Consider the following 22580-nt stretch of genomic DNA (forward strand, 5'->3'; position numbering starts at 1 on the left):
ACTGGCAGGGAATTAGCAAAGCAGCTTTACCGGCAATTTACCTTCAACTTACGTTTCAAGGTGTGAGGCAAAACACTGATACACAAATGAAAACGGCCTGGACAGGGCCAGGCCGTTAACAATTGTAAAAACGCTTATTTCAGTACGGCGAGTGCTGCTTCGTAGTTTGGCTCTTCAGCGATTTCCTTGACCAGTTCGCTGTGCAGCACGTTGTCGTTTTCGTCCAGCACAACGACCGCACGGGCGGTCAGGCCTTTCAGCGGGCCGTCAGCGATGGCTACGCCGTAGTTCTGGATGAACTCGGTGCCGCGCAGGGTCGACAGGTTCTGCACGTTTTCCAGACCTTCGGCGCCGCAGAAGCGAGCCTGGGCAAACGGCAGGTCAGCCGAAATGCACAGCACCACGGTGTTGGCGATGTCGTTGGCCTGAGCGTTGAACTTGCGCACCGAAGTGGCGCAGGTCGGGGTGTCGACGCTTGGGAAGATGTTCAGCACTTTGCGCTTGCCGGCAAAGTCTTTCAGGGTGACGTCGGACAGATTGCCGGCAACCAGGGAAAAGGCTGGCGCCTTGGAACCGGCTTGTGGCAACTGGCCGTTGACTTGAACCGGGTTGCCCTTGAGGGTGACTTGAGCCATGACTTTAGTCCTTCTGAACGTGGTTATTGAGCATGCAAGAGGCAGAAGTTAACCACGAAATTGTCCGACGACCTATGCCCCGATTGAAATTGTTGGGTGCTCGCACAAAAAATTGTATACAACCCGCAGGAATCCCCTTGTAGGCGTGAGCCTGCTCGCGATGGCCGCTCATCAGCCAACAATTCGGTGACTGACTTGACGCAATCTCGAGCAGACTCACGCCTACAGGGGATTTGCGTTGTCATTTGAGCAATTGCAGCATGTTGCGGTGCCGCGCCTCGAAGATTCGCCGCATGTATGCGTCCACCAGCAGACGCTCGCTGAACCGACCGCCAAGCGCTGCATATGTCACCCGATCGGTATAAAGAGTACCGCCCTCACCCGCGGCCACTCGATGTTCATGACGAAAAGCACGCAGCGGCCCCTTGAGCATCTCATCGACAAAATGGCTGTTACCGACTTCGCGAATCACCACCGTCCAGTTTGATGGAATCAGGTTGAACATCCAGTGCCGAAAGCGAAACTGCCGCCCAGCCTCGATCCGCAGTTGATCCGGATCGATATCACCCAGTGGGGTGATGCGCTCAGGGAAGATCTTTGGAAAATTCTCCCCTTCAAGACAAAAGTCCAGCACCTGCGCCGGGGTACGATCGGGGATCAGCGTGGTCAGTTCCAGAACAGGCATCGCGGACACATTCCGTGGTGAGTAGGTACTTGTTAAAACGCCGGGCTGCATCTTTTATTTAACGACCCTGTCGATTCAAGCCTAGCGCGTTCGACTATGCAGTGAATCCCCCCAATACCCTGGAGCAACCGCCATGCGATTCATGATCCTTGTCAAAGCCAGCGCCGATTCCGAAGCCGGCATCATGCCCAGCGAAGAGTTGATCACCGCCATGGGCAATTTCAACGAAGAACTGGTCAAGGCCGGCATCCTCATCGACGCCGACGGCCTGCACCCCAGCAGCAAAGGCGCCCGCGTGCGCTTCTCCGGCGACAAGCGCACCGTCATCGACGGGCCGTTCATTGAGACCAAGGAGCTGGTGGCCGGTTACTGGATCTGGGAAGTAAAGTCGAAGGAAGAAGCCATCGAATGGGTCAAGCGCTGCCCGAACCCGATGCCGGGCGAGTCTGAAATCGAGATTCGGCAGATATTTTCCGCCGAAGACTTCGGCGCCGAGTTCACGCCCGAGGCACGGGCGCAGGAAGAACGGATTCGTGAGCAGGCGAAGAAAAACGTCTGACCTTGAAGCTCTTCGCTGAATTTGAGATCGCCATCGCGGGCAAGCCACGCTCCCACAGGTCAACGATTTGTGGACAGCCCTCAGTCCTGTGGGAGCGGGCTTGCTCGCGAAGGCGGTGGATCAAACAACTGATGAGCTGAATGACACACCGCCTTCGCGAGCAAGCCCGCTCCCACAATGGATTGCATTCAGTCAGCTAATCAATCGTCGCTGATGGTGATCGATCTCTACACCGGGCGGATTCTGGAGATGGATGGCGGGTTGCGCATCCAGCAGCGTCACCACAAAACAACTGTGGGAGCGGACTTGCTCGCGAAGGCGGCGGATCAAACAACTGATGAGCAGCTGAATGACACACCGCTTTCGCGAGCAAGCCCGCTCCCACAACGGGTTGCATTCAGTCAGTTGATCAATCGTCGCTGATGGTGATCGATCTCTACACCGGGCGGATTCTGGAGATGGATGGCGGGTTGCGCATCCGGCAGCGTCACCACAAAACAACTGTGGGAGCGTGGCTTGCCCGCGAAAGCGCCATCTTTGGCGAAACACTTAACCCTTAGCACACAACACAAGTGTGATTCTGTATACAAAACCAAAGAATTAATCCATTCGACTGGCTAACTCCCCATAAGCTGCTAGCGTCAATCGGACTGTCCTACAGGCTTGATAAAAAAGAAATTACGACCAAACGGCCGACAAGTGCCGAGCTGTCTATAAGCCACCAGGGAATCGGGGATGAAGTTCAATCGAGTGGGGAAGACTCTCTTTCTGGCCGGGTCGCTGGCCGCTACGTGCGCCCAGGCGGATAACGCCGAAGAGGCCAATAAAAGCAACAACCCGTTGAACATTGCTCCGGGCGCGAACCTGCAGGATTCCTACACTCCCCGACTCTATGACTCCAACGCGCATACCAACGACGTGTTGCTGCGCGGCACCTTGCCGATAGCGCCCAACGATTTCATCGGCGTACCACAACTGGTGCGCGCAACATTGCCGATCAGCACCCGCCCCGATCCGCACAATGGCTACAGCACCGGCATCGGTGATCTGAACCTTTTCGATATCTTCATCCTGAAAACCGAAGGTATACAGCTCGGCATCGGGCCGCTGATCACCGCACCGACCGCCGAACAGGATGAACTGGGCACCGGCAAATGGCAGGGCGGCCTGGCCGCGGTGGCCATCGATTCTTCGCCACGCGGCCTGCTCGGCGCACTGGTGCAGTACCAGAGCTCGTTTGCCGGCGACAGCGCCCGCGCCCATGTCGAAAGCGCTACGCTGCAGCCGTTCATCATCCATAACCTGGAAAAGGGCTGGTACCTGCGCTCCACCGGCACCTGGACCTTCGACCTGAAAAACAACACTCACTACATCCCTGTCGGGCTGGGCCTGGGCAAGGTCTGGAAGTCGGGCAGCAACATACTCAACGCGTTCGTCGAGCCGCAGTGGACCGCAGACCGCAAGGGCGACGGCCTGCCGCAGTTCACCCTGTACACAGGCATCAACGTGACATTCGGAAAATAAGGATATTGCGATGCACATTGCACTGCGCGCAGCCGGTTTCAGCCTCATGACATTATTCGCCAGTTGCGGCGTCGGTGCGCAGGACCTGGATACTCGCATCGGCAAGATCGCCATGGACGGCGAGTTACCGGCCCATGATTCGATCGCCAGCCTGTACGCCGAACTGGACTTCCAGCAGGCCACCCAGAGTTATCTGTGGGCCTTGCCGCTGGTGTCCTACGCCCAGTGGCAGGAAGAGTTTCGCGACAAACTCGGCGCACGCAGCGGCGATCTGATGGTCCTCGACAGCTACGAAGACAAGCTCGGCGTGATCACTGCCAACGCCACCACGCCCTACATTCTGGGTTTCGTCGACTTGAGTGAAACCGGGCCTCTGGTGATCGAGTTGCCGCCGGGGCCAACCGCCGGCGGTATCGGTGATTTCTGGCAGCGGGCAATTATCGACATGGGCCAGACCGGTCCCGACAAGGGCGAGGGCGGCAAGTATCTGGTGCTGCCTCCTGGCGCCGAGCCACCAGCGGATGCCGGCCAGTATTACCTGGCCAAATCGGAAACCATGAACGTGCTGGTGGGGTTTCGCGTACTTGATCCAGACCCGGCCAAAGGCAAGGTGCTGGTCGAGAAATTCAAGATGTACCCGTACCCGCAACGCAGCGCCCCCGGCAAAACCCGCCTGCTCTCACCGCAAGGCAAACCGTGGTCCGGCACGCAGCCCCGGGGCATTGCCTATTGGCAGCGCCTGCATCAGATCATCCAGAAAGAACCGGTCAACGAACGTGACCGCTTCTACATGGCGATGCTTGCCAGCCTTGGCATCGAGAAGGACAAACCGTTCAATCCCAATACCCGGCAACGCAAGGCACTGGAACAAGGGGTACAGGTCGGCGAATTGATCGCCAAGACCAACACCTTCGCCAAGCGCTTTCCCGACGCCCAGTACTGGCCCGACCGGCATTGGGACAGGGTGCTGAACATCGCCGAGCCGTCGCAACGCGTGGCCTATTACGACCAGTTGTGGGAACGCAGCGCGTGGTTCTACGAGGCAGTCACCAACACCAAAGGCATGATTTCCCGGACGCCCGGACTGGGCCAGACCTACCTCGGCGCCTACTCCGACGCCAAGGGTGACTGGCTCGACGGCGGCAAGCGTTATCGCCTGCACCTCGGCGCCAATCCGCCGGCCAAGCAGTTCTGGTCGATGACCGTGTACGACATCGCCAGTCGCTGCCTGATCGACAACCCGCAGCGCAAGGCTGATCTGTCTTCGCGTCAGGACTTGAAAAAGAACGCCGACGGTTCGGTGGACCTGTACTTCGGCCCTACCGCCCCCAAAGGGTTCGAGAACAACTGGGTACAAACCCTGCCTGGCAAGCACTGGTTCAGTTATTTCCGTCTGTACGCGCCGACCGAAGCGTATTTCGACAAGAGCTGGAAACTCGACGACATCACGCTCGCGCCATAAACAAGGACGCACCATGCACACACGCAGTCTGTTGCTGACCGGCCTCGCCCTTACCCTGAGCACCAGCGTCTGGGCCGATTTCAGCGCCACCCCTGAAGAGGCCCGGGGTATTGCCAAAGAGGCCTACCTGTACGGTTTCCCGGTGGTGGAAATGTACAAGACCCTCTACACCCAGGCAGTCGATCGCAAGAGCCCGAACTACAAGGCGCCGTTCAATCAGATCGGCAACACCGCCAAGGCCTTCACCGCCAAGGACACCGCCTTCGTCACGCCGAACGCCGACACGCCCTACTCGTTCGTCTGGATGGACCTGCGCACCGAACCGCTGATCCTGACCCTGCCGCCCATCGAGGAGCACCGCTACTACTCGGTGCAACTGATTGACGCCTACACGCAGAACTTCGCTTATCTGGGCACGCGCAGCACCGGCAATAACGGCGGCCATTTCATGATTGCCGGACCCCAGTGGCAGGGTCAGCAACCGGTCAATATCGACCGCCTGCTGCGCAGCGAAAGCAACATCACCTACGCGCTGTACCGCACGCAACTGTTCGATGAAAAGGATCTGGGCAAGGTCCGGCAGATCCAGAAAGGCTACAAGGTCGAAACCCTCAGCCATTACCTGAAACAGAAAGCCCCGGCGCCGGCGCCAAAAATCAGTTGGCCGGCACCCACGCCGAGCATGAGCGAAACCCCGGACCTGTTCCGTTACCTGAACTTCATGCTCGCCTTCACCCCGCCGCAGGATGTCGAGAAAGACCTGCTCGAGCGCTTCGCCAAAATCGGCATCGGCGCTGGCCAGCCGTTTGATCCGGGCAAACTCACTGCCGAGCAGCGCAAGGCACTGGAGGACGGCATCAGCGACGCCAAGGCTGAATTCGCCGCGTTCAAGAAAGACAAGGTCGATACCCACGAGATCAGCAGCGGCGACCTGTTCGGCACCCGCGACCACCTCAAGGGCAATTACCTCTATCGCTACGCCGGCGCCAACATGGGCATCTTCGGCAACTCGGCCGAGGAGGCGAACTACTTCGGCTACTTCGTCGACAAGGACGGCCAACCGGCCGACGCCTCGAAACACGATTACACCCTGCATTTCGCCAAGGGCGCCCTGCCCCCCGCCGATGCGTTCTGGTCGCTAACGATGTACGACGGCAAAAGCAAATGGCTGGTCGCCAATCCGCTCAATCGCTACCTGATCAATTCACGGATGCTGCCGGACCTGAAACTCGATGCCGACGGCGGACTGACCCTGTATGTGCAGCACAAGAATCCGGGTAAAGCCCGACAGGCCAATTGGCTGCCGGCACCGAACGGGCCGTTCTACGCAGTATTGCGCCTCTATCTGCCGAAGCCGGAAGTGGCCAGCGGCGAATGGAAAATACCGCAGCTCAACCCCGTCAACTCAAAACAATAAGCGGAGTCAGTGATGGTCAAGCCTTACGTTGTGCGTCCTTTATTGGCGCTGTGCATGATCGGCAGCCCGCTGTTGTACGCCGCCGAGGGTGGTGTGGGCCGACCGATCACCGGTCAGCAGGTATTTTCCAATGCCGGGATCGTACCGCCGGAACCCGGGTGGGTCGTTTCGGTGACCAGCATCTGGTACGACGGCTCGCTCAAAGGCAGCCGGGGTGCGCCGATTTCCGGCGAAATCAGCGCCGGGATCGACATGAAAGTCTCTTACACCATGACCAACCTGACCCACGTCTGGGACACCGGCAAAGGCCCGTGGAACTTTGCCTCGGCGGTCGGCATTCCGTTGCAGTACACCGACGTTGATGCAGCCATCACCGGCCCGCGCGGACGGACCCTCGGCACCAGCGATTACGGCACTCAATTTGCCGATGCACTGGTGACGCCGATTGCCGCCGGCTACCACTTCGATGAACTGAACCACATCGCGTTCTCCCTGCCGATCTACGTGCCGACCGGTGCCTATAACGAGAACCGTCTGGCCAACCCGGGCCAGAACAATTACACGTTCATGCCGACCGTGGCCTTCACCCACCTGGATGGCAAGGGTGGCGAGTTCACCCTGTCCGGCGGTCTGGAGTTCTATACCGAAAACACCACCACTGATTATCGCAACGGCAACATCTTCACCCTCGATGCACTGTGGACCCACGGTTTTGGCAGTGGCTGGAACGCCGGTCTGGCGGCCGGTTATATCCAGCAGGTCACTGACGACAAGGGCCAGACCGCCGACGCACTGAATGGCTTCCGTGGCCGCTCGGTCGGTGCCGGCCCGGTGATCGGCTGGGCCGGCAAGTTCGCCGATGCCCAGGCCAGCATCAGCGCGCGCTGGGTGCCCGAGTTCGATACCAAGAACCGCCCGGAAGGCAATGGTTTCGCCATCAACATGACCCTGGCGTTCTTCTAGACCTGCAAAGGACTGTCTCATGACTGCACTCACCGACCTCAACGCCCTGCAAGCCAGCATCGCCGAAGCGGTACTCGGCCAGGATCAAGTCATTCGGCAGATCCTTCTCGGTCTGTTGGCCAACGGGCACCTGCTGCTGGAGAGTCTGCCGGGGCTGGCCAAGACCCGCACGGTCAAGGCGCTGGCCAAGCACCTGGATGCGAAAATGAGCCGGATCCAGTTCACGCCCGACCTGCTGCCCTCAGACATCACCGGCGCCGAGGTGCTGCATCAGGTCGAGGGCAAACACGAGATCCGCTTCCAGCCCGGCCCCTTGTTCGGCAACCTGATCCTCGCCGACGAGATCAACCGCGCGCCGGCCAAGGTCCAGGCGGCGCTGCTGGAAGCCATGGAGGAACGGCAGATCACCGTGGCCGGCAACAGCCATGCACTGCCGGAATTGTTCATTGTGGTGGCGACGCAGAACCCGATCGAGCAGGAAGGCACTTACCCGCTGCCGGAAGCGCAGATGGACCGTTTTCTGATGAAAGTCCTGCTGGATTACCCCAGCGCCGAAAACGAAAGCCAGGTGCTGCGCCTGCTGCGCAACGAAGAGTTCAGCCAAGGGGCGAACACCGCGCCGGCCAAGGGTTTCAGCCTGGCGCAGGAGGTGATCTTCGCCGCGCGCAAAGAGGTCAGTGCGGTGCATGTCTCGCCGGCCATCGACACCTACCTGATCGACCTGATCAACGCCACCCGCCACCCCGCCGATTACGACGAAGACCTCGCCCGCTGGATCGCCATTGGTGCCAGCCCTCGCGGCGGTATCGGTCTGGACCGCTGCGCCCGCGCCGATGCGTGGTTGCAGGGGCAGGACTTTGTCTCGCCGGACAACGTGCGCGCGGTGGTGCACCCGGTGCTGCGCCATCGCCTGCAACTGAGCTACGACGCGGTGGCTGATGGCGTGACAGCAGATCAGGTGCTGGACCGGATCCTCGACAAAGTGGCGATTCCTGCCTGAGGTTGAATATGCAAAGCAGCGACGGGCTGGTCTATGTCTCTCTGGCGCAATTGATGGCGCTGGAGTTCAAGGCCCGTGACCTGAGTTTTCTGGCGCGCCAGCCGCAGGGCAGCATCCTTGCCGGCAACCATGCCTCGCGCCTGCGCGGGCGCGGCCTGAACTTCGATGAGCTGCGCCGCTATCAGCCCGGCGACGACCTGCGTCATCTGGACTGGCGTGCCTCGCTGCGCACCGGCAAACCGGTGGTGCGCACCTTCACCGAAGAGCGTGATCGCCCGGCACTGATCGTGGTCGATCAGCGCATGTCGATGTTCTTCGGTTCGCAGCGCAGCTTCAAATCTGCGCTGGCTGCCGAGCTCGCGGCGCTGACGGCATGGATGGTGTTCAACGCCGGTGACCGGGTCGGCGGGCTGGTGTTCAACGATCAGCGTATCGACAGCATCGCGCCGATGCGCAGCCGCAAACGGGTTGAAGCGCTGCTCAGTCGCGTCGTCGAACACAATCAGGCGCTGAACGCTGCCAACCCCGATGCCGAAGACGAAGACCAACTGGACAAAGCCTTGCAGCGCTGCCTGGCACTGGCCGGGCATGACCATTTGATGTGCATTGTCAGTGACTTTGCCGGGGCCGGCGAGCGCACCTTGCAATTGATGCGACAACTGTCGGCGCATAACGACGTGATCGCTCTGCAAGTCTACGATCCGCTCGCCTTGAAGCTGCCAGGCGACGGCCGGCTGCTGGTCACCCAGGGCCAGTTGCAAGTGGAACTGGCCGTTGAAAAGCGCAACGTGCATCAACCGTTGGGCGATTACCTCGGCGGCCGGCTCAAGGATGTCGCCACCCTGCTGCGCCGCAGTCAGGTGCCGCTGATGATGTTCAGCACCGCCGAAGAAGCGCATGAGCAATTGCGCGCCGAACTCGGTAAGAGTGCCGGGGCACGGCGATGACGCCGAACATCCCGAGTATCGACCAGCTCCAGGAGCTGGGCTTGCCCGCACCCGTCAGCTATGCACCGCAGACCTGGGGCTGGTGGGTGTTGCTCGCGATACTGCTGTTGAGCGCGATGCTGATGGGGCTGCGCCGTTATCGCCAATGGCGACGGGATCAGTATCGGCGTGAGGCGCTGCAGCGCCTAGCGCAGTTGCGCGGGCGCAGTGATGACCTCAGCGCCCTGCGCGAACTGCCGGAGCTGTTAAAACGCGCGGCCCTCTCAATACCCGCACATTCCCGGCACTGGAACGCCCGCCCTGTGGGAGCGAGCCTGCTCGCGAAAAGATCGGCACATCGAACATCCATGTCGCCTGGCACACCGCTTTCGCGAGTAAACCTGCTCCCGCAGGGTCTTGCGGCGCTTGGAGGACTGGATTGGCAACGTTACTTGCAGCAGCACTGTAAAAAAGCGCTGCCCGCCGATTTCAGCGCCCAACTCGCCCTACTCGCCTACGCCCCGGACGCCACTCTGCGCGCCCTCCCGGCCGAACAGCGCCAGGCGTTGTTCGACATCTGCCAGCATTGGGTGGAGCAGCACCATGTGGCAGCTTGATTACCCGTGGCTGTTGCTGGTGTTGCCGTTGGCCTGGCTCGCTTACCGCTACTTGCCTGCCTACAACGAAGCCCGCAGCGCGGTGCGCGTACCGTTTTTTGCTGCCATGAGCCGCGCGATCGGGCAAACACCGAGCAGCGTCGGCAACCGACGCAATCACTGGCAACTGCTATTGAATCTGCTGATCTGGGCGCTGATCCTGTTGGCCGCTGCCCGCCCGGTGTTCGTCGAAAAACCCATCGAGCGCCAACAACCGGTGCGCGACCTGATGCTCGCCATCGATCTCTCGCAATCGATGGAAACCGAAGACTTCACCAATGCTGGCGGGGAGAAAATCAATCGCCTGGCGGCCGTCAAAGAGGTGGTGCAAGGTTTCATCGACAAGCGCAAGGATGATCGCATCGGCCTGATCGTGTTCGGCAGCGGTGCCTATCCGCAAGCGCCGCTGACCCTCGATCACCCCAGCCTGTCGCTGTTGCTGGCCGACACCGGCATCGGCATGGCCGGGCCGAACACCGCCATCGGCGACGCCATCGGCTTGAGCCTGAAGCTGCTGGACCAGGCCCACGAGCAGGAAAAAGTGCTGATCCTGCTCACCGACGGCAACGACACCAGCAGTGCGATCACCCCGGACCATGCCGCCGAAATGGCTGCCAACAAAGGCGTGGTGATCCACACCATCGGCATCGGCGATCCGAGTGCTTCGGGCGAGGCGAAGGTCAATCTGCAGGGCCTGGAACAAATCGCCCAGACCACCGGCGGGCAGTTCTTCCGTGCCGAAGACCGCAGCGCGCTTGATCAGGTCTACAGCACCCTCGACCGCCTCACTCCGCATCAGGTGAAAACCCTCAGCCACCAGCCACAGCGCGAGTTGTTCTACTGGCCGCTGGGCGCCGCGCTGGCCTTGTTGGCCGTGTATCACCTGGGCGCCATGTTGCGCCCACGGCTGTCACTTGCCCGCCAGCGACAGGAGGCCTGAGATGGACATCAACCTCAGTGACCTGCATTTCCTGCGTCCGCTGTGGCTGTTGCTGGCTTTGTTTGCGGCACTGCTGCCGCTGATCTGGCGCCGCAGCCGTGACCTGCAGCGGCGGCTGCGCGGCAACATCGCCGAACACCTGCTACCGCACCTGCTGGTCACCCCGCAGGATCACCAACGCCTGCGCCCCGTGCACTGGTTGTGCGCGCTGCTGATACTCGGCGCCATCGCGACGGCCGGGCCGACCTGGGAGCAGGATCGCCCGGACTTCCTGGAGAACCGCGCACCGCTGATCGTGGCCGTCGATCTGTCACCGTCGATGGACGCCAGTGACGTGCAACCGACACGCCTGGAAGCGGCCAAGCACACACTCCACAATCTGATCCAGCGCCGCGCCGGCGCCCGCACCGCGTTGATCGCCTATGCCGGCAGCGCGCATCTGGTACTGCCACCGACTGACGATCCGACGCTGCTCGACAGCTTTATCCAGGCCCTGGGCACCGGGCTGATCGATAAACCGGGCAAGGACGTCAGCGCCGTCATCAAGCAAGCCAGGCGCCTGCTCAGCGCCGAAAAAACGCCCGGCACGCTGCTGCTGATCACCGACGGCGCCGACGCGGCGCAACTCGATGGACTCGACCAGCAATTGCGCGGCAGCGCTTTGCAAGTGCTGGTGCTCGCGGTCGGCAACGAGGACGGCGGGGTCATTCAGGGCGCCAATGGCCAGCCGAAAACCGACAGCAACGGGCGCCCGGTGCTCGGCAGTTTCGATCAGGCGGCGCTCAAGCAATTGGCGTCCGCCGTCGACGCGCCGCTGGGCAGCCTGACTCTCAACGACGATGATCTGGACTGGATCGAACTGCACGCCCAACAGCACTTCCAGAGTGCCAGCGCCGAACAGCAGGAGTTGCACTGGAAGGACGCCGGTTACTGGCTGTGCTGGCCGCTGTTGTTGCTGGCACTGGTCGGCGTGCGCAAGGGCTGGAGCGTCAACTGGGTGCCGGCGCTGCTGTTGGCCGCAGGCCTTGGCTGGCCGGCCGCACCGGCGCAGGCCAACGCGCTGACCGATGCATTCTTCACCCGCGATCAACAAGGACGCTGGGCCTTCGAACATGAGCACTGGCCGCAAGCGGCGGCGCTGTTTGTCGATCCGTACTGGAAAGGCGTGGCGGCGTATCACGCCTCTGACTACGACCTCGCACTGGCGACCTTTGCCCGGCTGGACACGCCGCAGGCTTACTTCTACCTGGGCAACATCTACGTGCGGCGCTTCAAGTTCGATCAGGCGATTGCCGCCTACACCCAGGCCTTGAAACTGCAACCGCAGTTCCCCGAAGCCACGGCCAATCTGGCGTTGGCGCAGGCCTTGCTCAAGGACACCGACAGCGCCGGCAAAAACGCCCCCGAGACCAAGCCGGATGAGGTGAAGTTCGACAAGGCGCCGGGCAAGGGCCACAGCAAAAAGGTCGAGACCGAACAAGCGGCATCCGATGCGCTGTGGCTACAGAACCTGAGCACCTCGCCAGCGAAATTCCTCAAGCAGAAGTTCAGCTTGCAGGATCAGGCGGGAGGCAAGCCATGAACCCGAACCCCAGTGGGAGCGAGCCTGCTCGCGAAGAGGTCAGATCAGTAGCCGCAAAGATCAGCACCCTGCTGCTGACCAGCCTGCTCAGCCTGAATGCCTTTGCAGCCACCCCCCAACTCAAAGTCCAGGCCCACCTGCAACCCGCCGAAGGCACCATGGTCGGCGGCCTGGTCGAGCTGCAAGTCGACGTACTCACCGACACCTGGTTTACCAGCGCCGCCACCCTGCCCGACTTGAAACTCGACGGCGCGCTGGTGATGCCGCCCGACAGCCAGGCGCAGCACCTGAACCAGACCATCGACGGTCAGTCCTTCAGCGGCATGCGCTACAGCTACCTGATCACCCCGAATGTCGCGCAGCGCTACGAGATTCCGGCGCTGACCGTCAGCGCAACGCCGGGGCAGGCCGCCACTGCAATCAGCGCGCAAAGCCAACCGCTGCAGTTCAGCGCCGCCCAGCCGCCCGGATTCAAACCCGGAGAACCTCCGCTGGTGGCCAACGGCGTGCGCTTTACCCAAAGCGTGATCAACTCGGCAACGCCATTGAAAGTCGGCGACAGCATCACTCGCCTACTGACCTTGCAGGCCGACGGCGCACTGGCGATGGCCCTGCCCGTGCCGACGATGGGTGATGTCGCCGGCCTCAGTCGCTATGCGAAAACCCCGCAAGTGAGCAACCTCGATGACGGCCGCGGCGCTATGCTCGGCGGCCAGCGTATCGACAGCGTCACCTACCGCATCGACAAGACCGGCATGCACATCCTGCCCGCCATCGAGGTGAAATGGTGGGACGCCAAAACCCGACAATCGCGCACCGCGCAGGTGCCGGCGGTGACATTCGAAGCGGCGACCACCAGCGCCGAAAAGCAGGTGTTTTCGATCACCGAAGACCTCAAGCAACTGGGCCGCAACAGGCTGTATTTCTCCACGGCATGGCTGCTGTGGCTGGCGCTGCTCACGGCCGTCATTGGCGCTGGTTACTGGCTACGCCCGGCCATCCTGCGTGCGCACCAGCAATGGCAGGCACGCCAGCGTGCGCGGCAACTGGCCTGGGAGCAATCAGCGGCTTTCACCTGGCAGCAAATCGAGCCACAACTGCAAGCACAACCGGCGCAATTGACTGCGCTGTACCTGTGGCTGCGACGCAGTCGGCTGGGGCTGAAGCTGGTCGATGCCGGCCCGCGCCTGCAAGGCCTGTTGCGCGGTCTTTACGGTCGCGAACCGACACCCGGACAAACACTCGTTCAACTGCGCCAATCGTTGACTACGCTTCACAGTCAGGCCGAACAACAGCAGCACAAACCAGTCCCGGCCCTGCGCCCGCTCAACCCCGTCCACGAAAGGGATTTCCCATGACCAACCCGCCACAGCACCGTCAACGTTTCAGCCTTGCGCTGTGGTTTGCGCTGGCATTGCCACTGCTGGCCCAGGCCACGGAACCGCTGCCGTCATGGAACGACGGACCGGCCAAAAACAGCATCATCGAATTCGTGCGAGCGGTCACCGACCAGTCCGGCAAGGACTTCGTCAAACCCGCCGAGAGGATTGCCGTTTTCGACAACGACGGCACCCTGTGGAGTGAGCAGCCGATGTATTTCGAGCTGCTGTTCGCCCTCGATGAAGTCAAACGCAATGCGCCGCAACACCCGGAATGGAAAACCACCCAGCCGTTCAAGGCGGTGCTGGAAAACGACCACAAGGCATTCGCGGCTGCCGGTATGGACGGCATTCTGAAGATTTTCGGCGCTACCCACACCGGCATGACCACCGAGGCCTTCGATGACTACGCCAAGACCTGGCTAAGTCAGGCGCGCCACCCGAAGACCGGCAAGCCCTACACCGAAATGATCTTCCAGCCGATGCTGGAAATGCTCGACTACCTGCGCAGCCAGGACTTCAAGACCTATATCGTTTCCGGCGGCGACACCGCCTTCATGCGGGCCTTCGCCGAAAAGGTCTACGGCATCCCGCCGGAACAGGTGATCGGCACCACGTTCGTCACCGCGTTCCAGCTCAAGGACGGCAAAGCCTCGATCCTGCGCACACCAAAACTGGCGCACAACGACGATGGCCCGGGCAAACCGGAAAGTATCGATGCGGTGATCGGCAAGCGGCCGATCCTCGCCTTCGGCAATTCTGACGGCGACCTGCAGATGCTGCAGTGGACCGCCGCCGGGCCGGGCAAGCGCTTCATGGGCCTGGTGCACCACACCGACGCCAAGCGCGAGTGGGCCTACGACCGCAAATCAGACATCGGCAGGCTCGACAAGGCCCTCGACGAAGCGAATTCCCGCGGCTGGACCGTGGTGGACATGGCAGCCGAATGGCGCCGGATCTACCCGTTCGATCCACCGGCAAACGAGCAGGTGCAATAAGAAAAAGCGTGATGCAGGACTGCAAGAAACGTAAGTCGCAATAAACGACCCCCACAAAAAGGAGCAAGTCAGATGACTCGCATACGCAAGTGGCTACCGAAATTCGCCCTGGTGGCAACCTCGGTGATGGCGCTGTCGGCAACCGCCACAGCGGCCGAAAAACCCAACATACTGGTGATCTTTGGCGATGACATCGGCCAGACCAACATCAGTGCCTATTCCATGGGCGTGGTGGGCTACAAGACCCCGAACATCGACCGGATTGCCAAAGAAGGCATGATGTTCACCGACTACTACGCCGAGAACAGCTGCACGGCCGGACGCTCCTCCTTCATCACCGGGCAGACGCCATTGCGTACCGGTCTGTCGAAAGTCGGTATCCCCGGCGCACCGGTGGGCCTGCAAAAACGTGACATCACCATTGCCCAGGCGCTCAAGGGCCTGGGTTATGCCACCGGCCAGTTCGGCAAGAACCACTTGGGCGACAAGGATGAATACCTGCCAACCAACCACGGTTTCGACGAATTCTTCGGCAACCTGTATCACCTCAATGCCGAGGAAGAACCTGAGCGTCCGTACTGGCCCAAAGACGACGCCGATTTCGTCAAGGCCAACACCCCGCGGGGCGTGATCCACAGCTTCGCCGACGGCAAGATCGAAGACACCGGCGCCCTGACCACCAAGCGCATGGAAACCATCGACGACGAAACCACCGCCGCCGCGCAGGCGTTCATCGAGAAACAAGCCAAGGCTGACAAGCCGTTCTTCGTCTGGATGAACACCACCCGCATGCACGTGTTCACCCATGTGCGTGATTCGATGAAGGGCCAGAGCGGCATGCCCGGCAACGAGTATGCGGACGGCATGCTGGAACACGATGCCGACGTCGGCAAGCTGCTGAAAACCATCGATGACCTGAAAATCGCCGACAACACCATCGTCGTCTACACCACCGACAACGGCCCGAACCAGTTCTCCTGGCCGGACGCGGCGACCACGCCGTTCCGCAACGAGAAAAACTCCAACTGGGAAGGTGCGTATCGCGTACCGGCCATGATTCGCTGGCCGGGCAAGATCAAGCCGGGAGAAGTGTCCAACGAACTGTTCTCGGGCATGGACTGGTTTCCGACACTGCTTGCAGCGGCAGGCGATGCCGACGTGAAAAACAAACTGCTCAAGGGCTGGGCGCCGACTGCCGGTGGCACCAACTTCAAGGTGCATCTGGACGGTTTCAACCAACTGCCGTACCTGACCGGACAGCAACCAGCCGGCGAGCGCAAGGAGTTCTACTACTTCAACGATGACGGTGTGCTGGTATCGATGCGCTTCGGCAACTGGAAAGTGGTGTTCTGCGAGCAACGTCAACCGGGTGGTTTCAGAGTCTGGAGCGAACCCTTCGTGTGCCTGCGCGTACCGAAGATCCTCAACCTGAGAATGGACCCGTACGAGCGCGCCGACGTGGTTTCCGATCAGTACTACGATTGGCAGACCAAAAACGTTTACCTGGCGGCGCAAGCGGTACAGAAGGCGGCGGGCTTCCTGCAGACCTTCATCGACTACCCGCCAAGCCAGAAACCGGCCAGCTTCAGCATCGACCAGATCCGTGCTGCGGTAGACGCCAAGATTGCCGAGAAGATGAAAGCGGCACCGGCTGCACAGTAAACCGCTGGACTGTCGTCCGCCCTCAGCGGCGGACGGCCATGTTTTGACTTGGGACCGTGTCGGCCTCATTCGCGAGCAGGCTCGCTCCCACAGGGGATTCAGGGGGAACCCAAGTCCAGTGTGGGAGCGGGCTTGCTCGCGAAGAGGCCAGCACCGTCACCGCCATTTCCGAATTGAAATAAGGCAATCCGCATGCCCTCACGTATCGCCAGCAAGCCGTCGGCCATACCCGCCCCGCAAGTCGCCAGCGCAGCGTTGCTGTTTCCCGCCCTGCTGCTGTGCGTCTCCGGCGCCGCGGCCCTGGTGTATCAAGTGCTGTGGATCAAGCAACTGTCGCTGGTGGTCGGGGTCGAGGTCTACGCCATCACCACCGGCATCAGCGCGTTTTTCGCAGGACTGGCCATCGGTGGCTGGTGGTTCGGGCGCTGGGCGGATCGCCTGCAGCAACCGGTGCTGCTCTACGCCGGGCTGGAAGTGCTGGTGGCAATACTGGGCGTCGGCGCGACGTTTGCCTTGAGTGTTTCCGCCAGCGGGTTTGCCTGGCTGCAAGGTCACGTCGGTTTGCTCGCCTGGCTGTTGCCGTTTGCGCTGGTCGGCCTCCCCGCCGTATTGATGGGCGGCACCCTGCCGGTGCTGGTGCGCTCGCTGACGACTGATCCGGGCAAGGCCGGCGGTCAGTTGTACGCCGCCAACACCTTGGGCGCGATTGTCGGCACGTTGCTCGCCGCATTCGTGCTGATCGCCACCCTCGGCGTGCGCGGCAGCGCGCTGTTTGCCGCGATGCTCAATCTGCTGGCCGCCGCCGGTGCGCTGTGGCTGCAGCGTCAGCACCCGACAGCGGTGGCGGCGCCGGTCAAACATCACAACGAAAAAGCTGCAGACCGCACTGCGCTGTGGTTGTATTCGATCGCCGGTGGTGTGGCGCTGGGCTATGAAGTGGTCTGGTCGCAATCGATCGTGCAGTTCATGAGCACCCGCACCTATGCGTTTGCTGTGGTTCTGGCCACTTACCTGACCGGACTGTTCCTCGGCAGCGCCCTGCTCGCCCGACGCGTCGAGCGCATCCGTGATCCGTGGGGAGTCTTCGGTTTGTTGATTGCCGGTGCCGGGTTGGTCGCATTGGTGGAAATTGCCGTGCTCGGTCGCTGGCTGATCCTCGCGCAGACTCAGACCGAGATGTGGTTGCTGAGTCTGGGTGCCAGCGAACTGGTCGGCATGAGCGCACGTTTTGCCGTGGCGGCGCTGAGCATTGTGTTCGTGCCGACCTTGTTGCTGGGCGCAGCTTTCCCGCTGGCACTGCGGCTGAGCGTCGGCCACGGGCATGTCGGTCGTGATGTGGGCGCCGTCGTGGCGTTCAACACCCTGGGCGGGATCGTCGGGGTGATGCTCTGCGGTTTCCTGCTGATCCCGTTGCTGGGGTTGGTGCGCACGCTGGGTCTGCTGGCGATCATCGCCGCCAGCATCGGCTACGTGGCCGTGCGCAAAGGCCACCACGTCAAGAAAGGTCGGCGTCAGGCCGTGGTCGCACTGGGGTTGGTGTCGGTCGCGCTGGCCGTGCTGACGCCAGTCGACAAACTCGCCAGCCTGCTGCCCGGGGCGCGTAACGGCGCGCTGACATTCTATGAAGAAGGCCGAGGCGGTACGGTGGCGGTAGTCGCGCAGGGCCGTGGCGAAAACGCGTTCCACCGTTTGTACATTCAAGGCGTGTCCAACACCGGCGATGCCATGCCGTCGCTGCGCTACATGCGCATTCAGGCGCTGTTGCCGCTGCTGATTCACAACGGCGAGCCGCGTTCGACACTGGTGATCGGCTTCGGCACCGGCATCACCGCCGGCGCCATGCTGCGCTATCCGGGGCTGGAACATCGAGTAGTCGCCGAGCTGTTGCCGTCAGTGGTCAAAGCTGCTCCGCTGTTCAAAGGCAATTTCAACGCGGCCAGCGATCCTGCAGTAGATGTGCGCCTGCGCGACGGCCGCCAGGAACTGCTGCGCAGCGAACAGACGTACGACCTGATCACCCTCGAACCGCCACCGCCGTCAGCGGCTGGTGTGGTCAACCTGTACTCGCGGGATTTCTATCAGTTGGCGGCCAGCCGCTTGCAGCAACAAGGCATCGTCGCGCAATGGCTGCCGCTGCCGACGCAGAACATCGATGACTCACGCTCACTGGTGCGCAGCTTCCTCGACGTGTTCCCGTATGCCTCGCTGTGGACCAGCGAGTTCCACGAGATGCTGCTGGTCGGCTCGTTGCAACCGATGGAACTGGACGCGGCGAAAATCACCGAGCGCTTCCAGCAGGACACTGTGCGCAGCACTTTGCAGGATGTCGGGATCGGCTCGGCCGCCGCGTTGCTCGCGACCTGGGTCACCGATCGCGCGGGCCTTGAGCGCTTCGCCGCGAATGCCCCGGCAGTGACGGACGATCAGCCACGTATCGAATACGCGCCGTGGGTACGCAGCAAGGAAATCACCCGGGTACTGCCGGCGCTGCTGGACCTCTATCAGCCGCCGCCACTGGTCAATGCCGATGCCGGATTCAGTGAACGGATGCAAACGCACCGTCAGCGCCTGATGCAGTTTTACCGCGCAAGCCTGCATGCGTATGACGGTGATCGGGATGCGTGGGGGCGGGATATGCGTGAAGTGATGCGATGGGATGGCGGGAATCCGTACTTCCGTTGGTTTACCGGGCAATAACCCGGCGCCTGATAGAGCGCTTTCGCGAGCAGGCTCGCTCCCACACTGAACTGTGTCGTGCACAAAGCCAATGTGGGAGCGAGCCTGCTCGCGAAGCTTTCAGCCGTTATTTGGAGTTGGCCTTGAGCTTCACATACATCTGATGCATGTCATTGGCCCAGCCATCGATCACCGGTTTGACGTCGGAGGCCTTCATCGCCTGCGTGTCATTTTCCAGCGGTTTGCCGGTGCCTTTGCGCACCACTTGCGCCACGACCTTGTTGGTCGCGCCATCCAGGAACACCGCTTCCGTGGCCAGAGTGGTTTCCTGATCGCGGATACCGCTGGCAGTGCTGACCGCTGCGGCCACCAGGGCAATCGGGATCACTTCATAAGCGTGCAGGCCTTCATTCTTGCTGCTGACCGCGGTGATCGCCGCACGTACCACAATCACCCCCGGCCCGGGGCCGGTGGCCAACGGCAGGTCTTTGCCAATTTCACGCTTGAGTGCCTGATCGTAGTAGGAAGTGATGCCGTTGAGCGTCTGCTGGGAAATCTTCGCGGTCGGTTGGGGTTTCGGATAGAGCTGAGTCGGCTCGATGTAGGCACTGGTGAACTTGTTGATGTCGACCTTGGGGTCGATCCAGCGCATCACTTCGGCACCGGAAGGGGATTTGGCCTCCTTGAGTTGGCTGTAGTCCTTGAGGAAGCCGGAATACTCGTCGGGAGCGACGGTGCTGCTGGAACAACCCACCACGCCGAGAGTGGCAATGCAGAGGGTGCCCATCATTACTGCTAGCTTCATGCTGTAACTCCTGTCAGAAGGCCAGAAACTTTTTGGATTGGGGGGAGTTACAGGTATAGCTAAAACCCCGGCAATTGCGATTCGAAAGCACAAAATTCAACTCAGGCTGCGCGGCTGATCACAACCGTCATTTGACAGGAGCCGAGCATCCGGCAAAGCTGCATCGAGCTTGAACGCACGCCAGATGGCAAATGCACCTGGACCATGGAAGTCGTAATGCCCAAGCATAAAAATAAAATCGTACAGCCTGATCCTGATTCGTCCCGACCGTTCCTTTCCCGTTACCTGTTTCCCGTCACCATCGGCGTACTGCTGGCAGCCGTGGCCGCTATCGGCTGGTTTCTGTTCAGCCCCGCGCCGGCCCCGCTCAAAGCCTTGCCGGTCAGCGCGCCGGCAGCTGTTGTCGCCAAACCACTGCCGGTGGCGCGCAAAACCGCGACCCTGGTCGACGAGCAACCATGCCAGGGCTGCCACACCGAGCAGGTCAAGGACTGGCAAGGCTCGCACCACCAATTGGCGATGCAGGCCGCCCATGCCGACAGCGTGCTCGGCGACTTCAATAACATCACCTTCAAGGCCGAGAACGAGACCACTCGTTTCTCGCGCAAGGGCGACGAATTCTGGGTCAACACGCCCGGCATCGACGGCAAGAACGCCGACTTCAAAGTCGCCTACACCTTCGGTATCGCGCCCCTGCAGCAGTACCTGATCGAGGTCGGCCAAGGCCGCTTGCAGGCGCTCGGCGTGGCGTGGGATACCGAGCAGCACCGCTGGTTTCATCTCTACCCCGGCCAGGGCGTGAACTTCAAGAATCCGCTGCACTGGAGCAAGCCGAGCCAGAACGCCAACTTCATGTGCGTCGAGTGCCACACCACTGGTTTCAAACGCAATTTCGATGCGGCCAGCAACACCTTCAATAGTCAGTGGAACAGTCTCGGCGTCGGCTGCCAGGCCTGCCACGGTCCGGCGTCGAATCACCTGGAATGGGCGCAGAACAAGGACGACCTGATCCACAAGGGTTTTGCCGTCGACCTCAAGGACAACAACGCCACTGTCGAGATCGAGACCTGCGCGCGTTGCCATGCGCGCCGTGCGCCGTTGGGCGATGGTTACACCGTCGGCAAGCGCTTGATGGACGACTACCTGCCGAGCACCCTCACCCGCGAACTGTATGCGCTGGACGGCAAGATCAAGGATGAAGTGTTCGAACACGGCTCGTTCCTGCAAAGCAAAATGTTCGACAAGGGCGTGCGTTGCAGCAATTGCCACAACCCGCACAGCACCGAACTCAAGGCCCCGGGCAACGCGGTCTGTCTGCAATGCCACAACAGCGCCGGCAAGACCGCCGTCGAGGGCGTCGACGGCAAGGGCCTGCTGGCAAAGAATTACGACTCCGTCGAACACACCCGCCACGCGATGGGCCAGCCCGGCTCGCAGTGCGTCGATTGCCACATGCCCGGCAAGTTCTACATGGGCAACGACTTGCGCCACGACCACAGTTTCAGCATTCCCAACCCCGAGCGTGCGCAAAAGCTCGGCACCCCGGACGCCTGCCTGACGTGTCACCAGGGCAAGGCCGGCGACAGGATTACCGCGCAGTTCAAGCTGTGGAGCGCTTCCGCCACCCCGCAGGCACCGCGTTATGACGAAAGCCTGTGGCTGATCCGCAATGGCCAGCCCGGCGCCGCCAACGCGCTGTACGAGCAATTGCAGCGCAGCCACCTGCCGGCGATCCAGCGTGCGACGCTGCTGGCGGAACTGCCGCTGTACCCGAGTGAACACGCATTGAAACTGGCGACTCAGGACCTGAAAAACCCCGAGCCGCAGGTGCGTGAAAGTGCGGTGCGGGCGATCAGTGCCTTCCTGCCGCCACCGGAGCGCGCACCGCTGCTGACGCCGCTGTTGAATGACCCGGTCAAAGCGGTGCGCATCGTCGTCGCCCGGGACCTGCTGAGCGTGGCCCGCAACAACGGCCTTGGCACCGCACAAGCCCATTGGGACGCGGCGATTGCCGAGTACGAGGCGGTGCAGAAGAGCCTGCTGGAACGTGCCGAAGCCAACCTGAATCTGGCGATGCTCTATCAGGCCAGTGGCCGCAGTGGTGAAGTCGAAGGCTTGCTGCGCAGCGCACTGCAACGTGATCCGGATTTCTACCCGGCGCTGGTGACACTGGTGCAATGGCTGGAGGCCAGTGGCCGTGGGCAGGAAGCGCAGACACTGCTGGATGACAGCCTCAAGGCGCACCCGGATGCGGCACTGTTGCAACACACCCGTGGCCTGTCACTGATTCGCGCTGGCAAGACCACCGAGGCCATGAGCGCACTGCACAAAGCCGTGCAGCTGGAACCGCAGAACGCGCAGTACGGTTATGTGCTGGCGGTGGCGTTGCACGACAGCGGCAAGGTCGATGAAGCGTGTGAAGTGCTGGAGCGTCTGCTCAAGGTACAACCGGCAAACCGCAATGCGCGGCTGTCGCTGATCCAGTACTACCTGGAGAACGGCCATGAGCCGAAGGCGCAGGTGCTGTTGCAGGGCTGGAAGAAGATGAACATGGGCGATCCGGCGCTGAAGTGACCGATCAGAACCCACCGCCCCCCCTTGTGGGAGCGAGCCCGCTCGCGAATGCGGTACATCAGTCGCCAGGGATGTTGGCTGAATGATCGCCTTCGCGAGCAGGCTCGCTCCCACAAGGTCAGCGTGAGTCTGATACT

The 22580-nt window shown here is 61.5% G+C and carries 19 protein-coding genes; 16 read left to right on the forward strand and 3 right to left on the reverse strand.

All coding sequences use genetic code 11. From position 1 onward, the window contains the following. Positions 1–134: 134 nt before the first annotated feature. Both tpx and U862_RS0108565 read right to left on the reverse strand, forming a co-directional pair. Positions 135–635, reverse strand: a complete 501-nt coding sequence (gene tpx, locus U862_RS0108560) for a thiol peroxidase (protein ID WP_025110012.1) — start codon at positions 633–635, stop codon at positions 135–137. Positions 636–876: 241 nt separating this feature from the next. Then, on the reverse strand, positions 877–1320 hold the full coding sequence (locus U862_RS0108565) for a polyketide cyclase (RefSeq protein WP_025110013.1): 444 nt from the start codon (positions 1318–1320) through the stop codon (positions 877–879). Between the two features lie 133 nt (positions 1321–1453). Between U862_RS0108565 and U862_RS0108570 the strand changes: the two genes are divergently transcribed. The 15 genes from U862_RS0108570 (at position 1454) to U862_RS0108640 (ending at position 19085) form a co-directional block, all read left to right on the forward strand. Beyond that, a complete protein-coding gene (locus tag U862_RS0108570; RefSeq protein ID WP_025110014.1) occupies positions 1454–1879 on the forward strand; it encodes a YciI family protein in 426 nt (141 codons plus the stop codon). A gap of 177 nt (positions 1880–2056) precedes the next feature. Beyond that, the gene (locus U862_RS0108575) at positions 2057–2302 is read left to right on the forward strand and encodes a hypothetical protein (RefSeq protein WP_157836063.1); all 246 of its coding nucleotides are present in this window, start codon (positions 2057–2059) and stop codon (positions 2300–2302) included. A 312-nt stretch (positions 2303–2614) separates the two neighbouring features. Further along, entirely contained in the window at positions 2615–3403 is a 789-nt protein-coding gene (locus U862_RS0108580; RefSeq protein WP_025110016.1) for a hypothetical protein, read from the forward strand. Between the two features lie 10 nt (positions 3404–3413). Next, a complete protein-coding gene (locus tag U862_RS0108585) occupies positions 3414–4865 on the forward strand; it encodes a DUF1254 domain-containing protein (RefSeq protein ID WP_025110017.1) in 1452 nt (483 codons plus the stop codon). 13 nt (positions 4866–4878) lie between these two features. Beyond that, entirely contained in the window at positions 4879–6282 is a 1404-nt protein-coding gene (locus tag U862_RS0108590; RefSeq protein ID WP_025110018.1) for a DUF1254 domain-containing protein, read from the forward strand. A 12-nt stretch (positions 6283–6294) separates the two neighbouring features. After that, positions 6295–7245, forward strand: a complete 951-nt coding sequence (locus tag U862_RS0108595) for a transporter (RefSeq protein ID WP_025110019.1) — start codon at positions 6295–6297, stop codon at positions 7243–7245. A gap of 19 nt (positions 7246–7264) precedes the next feature. Continuing rightward, the gene (locus U862_RS0108600; RefSeq protein ID WP_025110020.1) at positions 7265–8245 is read left to right on the forward strand and encodes a MoxR family ATPase; all 981 of its coding nucleotides are present in this window, start codon (positions 7265–7267) and stop codon (positions 8243–8245) included. Positions 8246–8253: 8 nt separating this feature from the next. Then, the gene (locus tag U862_RS0108605; RefSeq protein ID WP_025110021.1) at positions 8254–9192 is read left to right on the forward strand and encodes a DUF58 domain-containing protein; all 939 of its coding nucleotides are present in this window, start codon (positions 8254–8256) and stop codon (positions 9190–9192) included. Next, the gene (locus tag U862_RS0108610) at positions 9189–9788 is read left to right on the forward strand and encodes a DUF4381 domain-containing protein (RefSeq protein WP_025110022.1); all 600 of its coding nucleotides are present in this window, start codon (positions 9189–9191) and stop codon (positions 9786–9788) included. The genes U862_RS0108605 and U862_RS0108610 overlap by 4 nt, the downstream gene beginning before the upstream one ends. Then, positions 9775–10767 carry a VWA domain-containing protein gene (locus U862_RS0108615; RefSeq protein ID WP_025110023.1) on the forward strand — a complete coding sequence of 331 codons (993 nt, stop codon included), beginning with the start codon at positions 9775–9777 and terminating at the stop codon, positions 10765–10767. The genes U862_RS0108610 and U862_RS0108615 overlap by 14 nt, the downstream gene beginning before the upstream one ends. A gap of 1 nt (position 10768) precedes the next feature. After that, a complete protein-coding gene (locus U862_RS0108620; RefSeq protein WP_025110024.1) occupies positions 10769–12349 on the forward strand; it encodes a VWA domain-containing protein in 1581 nt (526 codons plus the stop codon). Next, positions 12346–13707, forward strand: a complete 1362-nt coding sequence (locus U862_RS0108625) for a BatD family protein (RefSeq protein ID WP_025110025.1) — start codon at positions 12346–12348, stop codon at positions 13705–13707. Before U862_RS0108620 ends, U862_RS0108625 begins: the two co-directional genes overlap by 4 nt. After that, positions 13704–14726: an HAD family phosphatase gene (locus U862_RS0108630; protein WP_025110026.1), complete on the forward strand. Its 1023-nt coding sequence runs from the start codon at positions 13704–13706 to the stop codon at positions 14724–14726. The genes U862_RS0108625 and U862_RS0108630 overlap by 4 nt, the downstream gene beginning before the upstream one ends. A gap of 72 nt (positions 14727–14798) precedes the next feature. Next, positions 14799–16388 carry an arylsulfatase gene (locus U862_RS0108635; protein WP_025110027.1) on the forward strand — a complete coding sequence of 530 codons (1590 nt, stop codon included), beginning with the start codon at positions 14799–14801 and terminating at the stop codon, positions 16386–16388. A 192-nt stretch (positions 16389–16580) separates the two neighbouring features. After that, complete coding sequence (locus U862_RS0108640) at positions 16581–19085, forward strand: fused MFS/spermidine synthase (protein ID WP_025110028.1); 2505 nt, start codon at positions 16581–16583, stop codon at positions 19083–19085. A gap of 106 nt (positions 19086–19191) precedes the next feature. On the opposite strand, the gene U862_RS0108645 is transcribed toward U862_RS0108640, so the two are convergent. Beyond that, positions 19192–19869 (reverse strand): DUF3313 domain-containing protein, encoded by a 678-nt coding sequence (locus U862_RS0108645; RefSeq protein WP_025110029.1) that lies wholly within the window; start codon positions 19867–19869, stop codon positions 19192–19194. 216 nt (positions 19870–20085) lie between these two features. On the opposite strand from U862_RS0108645, the gene U862_RS0108650 reads away from it, so the two are divergent. Beyond that, the gene (locus U862_RS0108650) at positions 20086–22443 is read left to right on the forward strand and encodes a tetratricopeptide repeat protein (RefSeq protein WP_025110030.1); all 2358 of its coding nucleotides are present in this window, start codon (positions 20086–20088) and stop codon (positions 22441–22443) included. Positions 22444–22580: the final 137 nt, after the last annotated feature.

The organism is Pseudomonas sp. H1h, from assembly GCF_000633255.1.
Taxonomy (GTDB): Bacteria; Pseudomonadota; Gammaproteobacteria; order Pseudomonadales; family Pseudomonadaceae; genus Aquipseudomonas.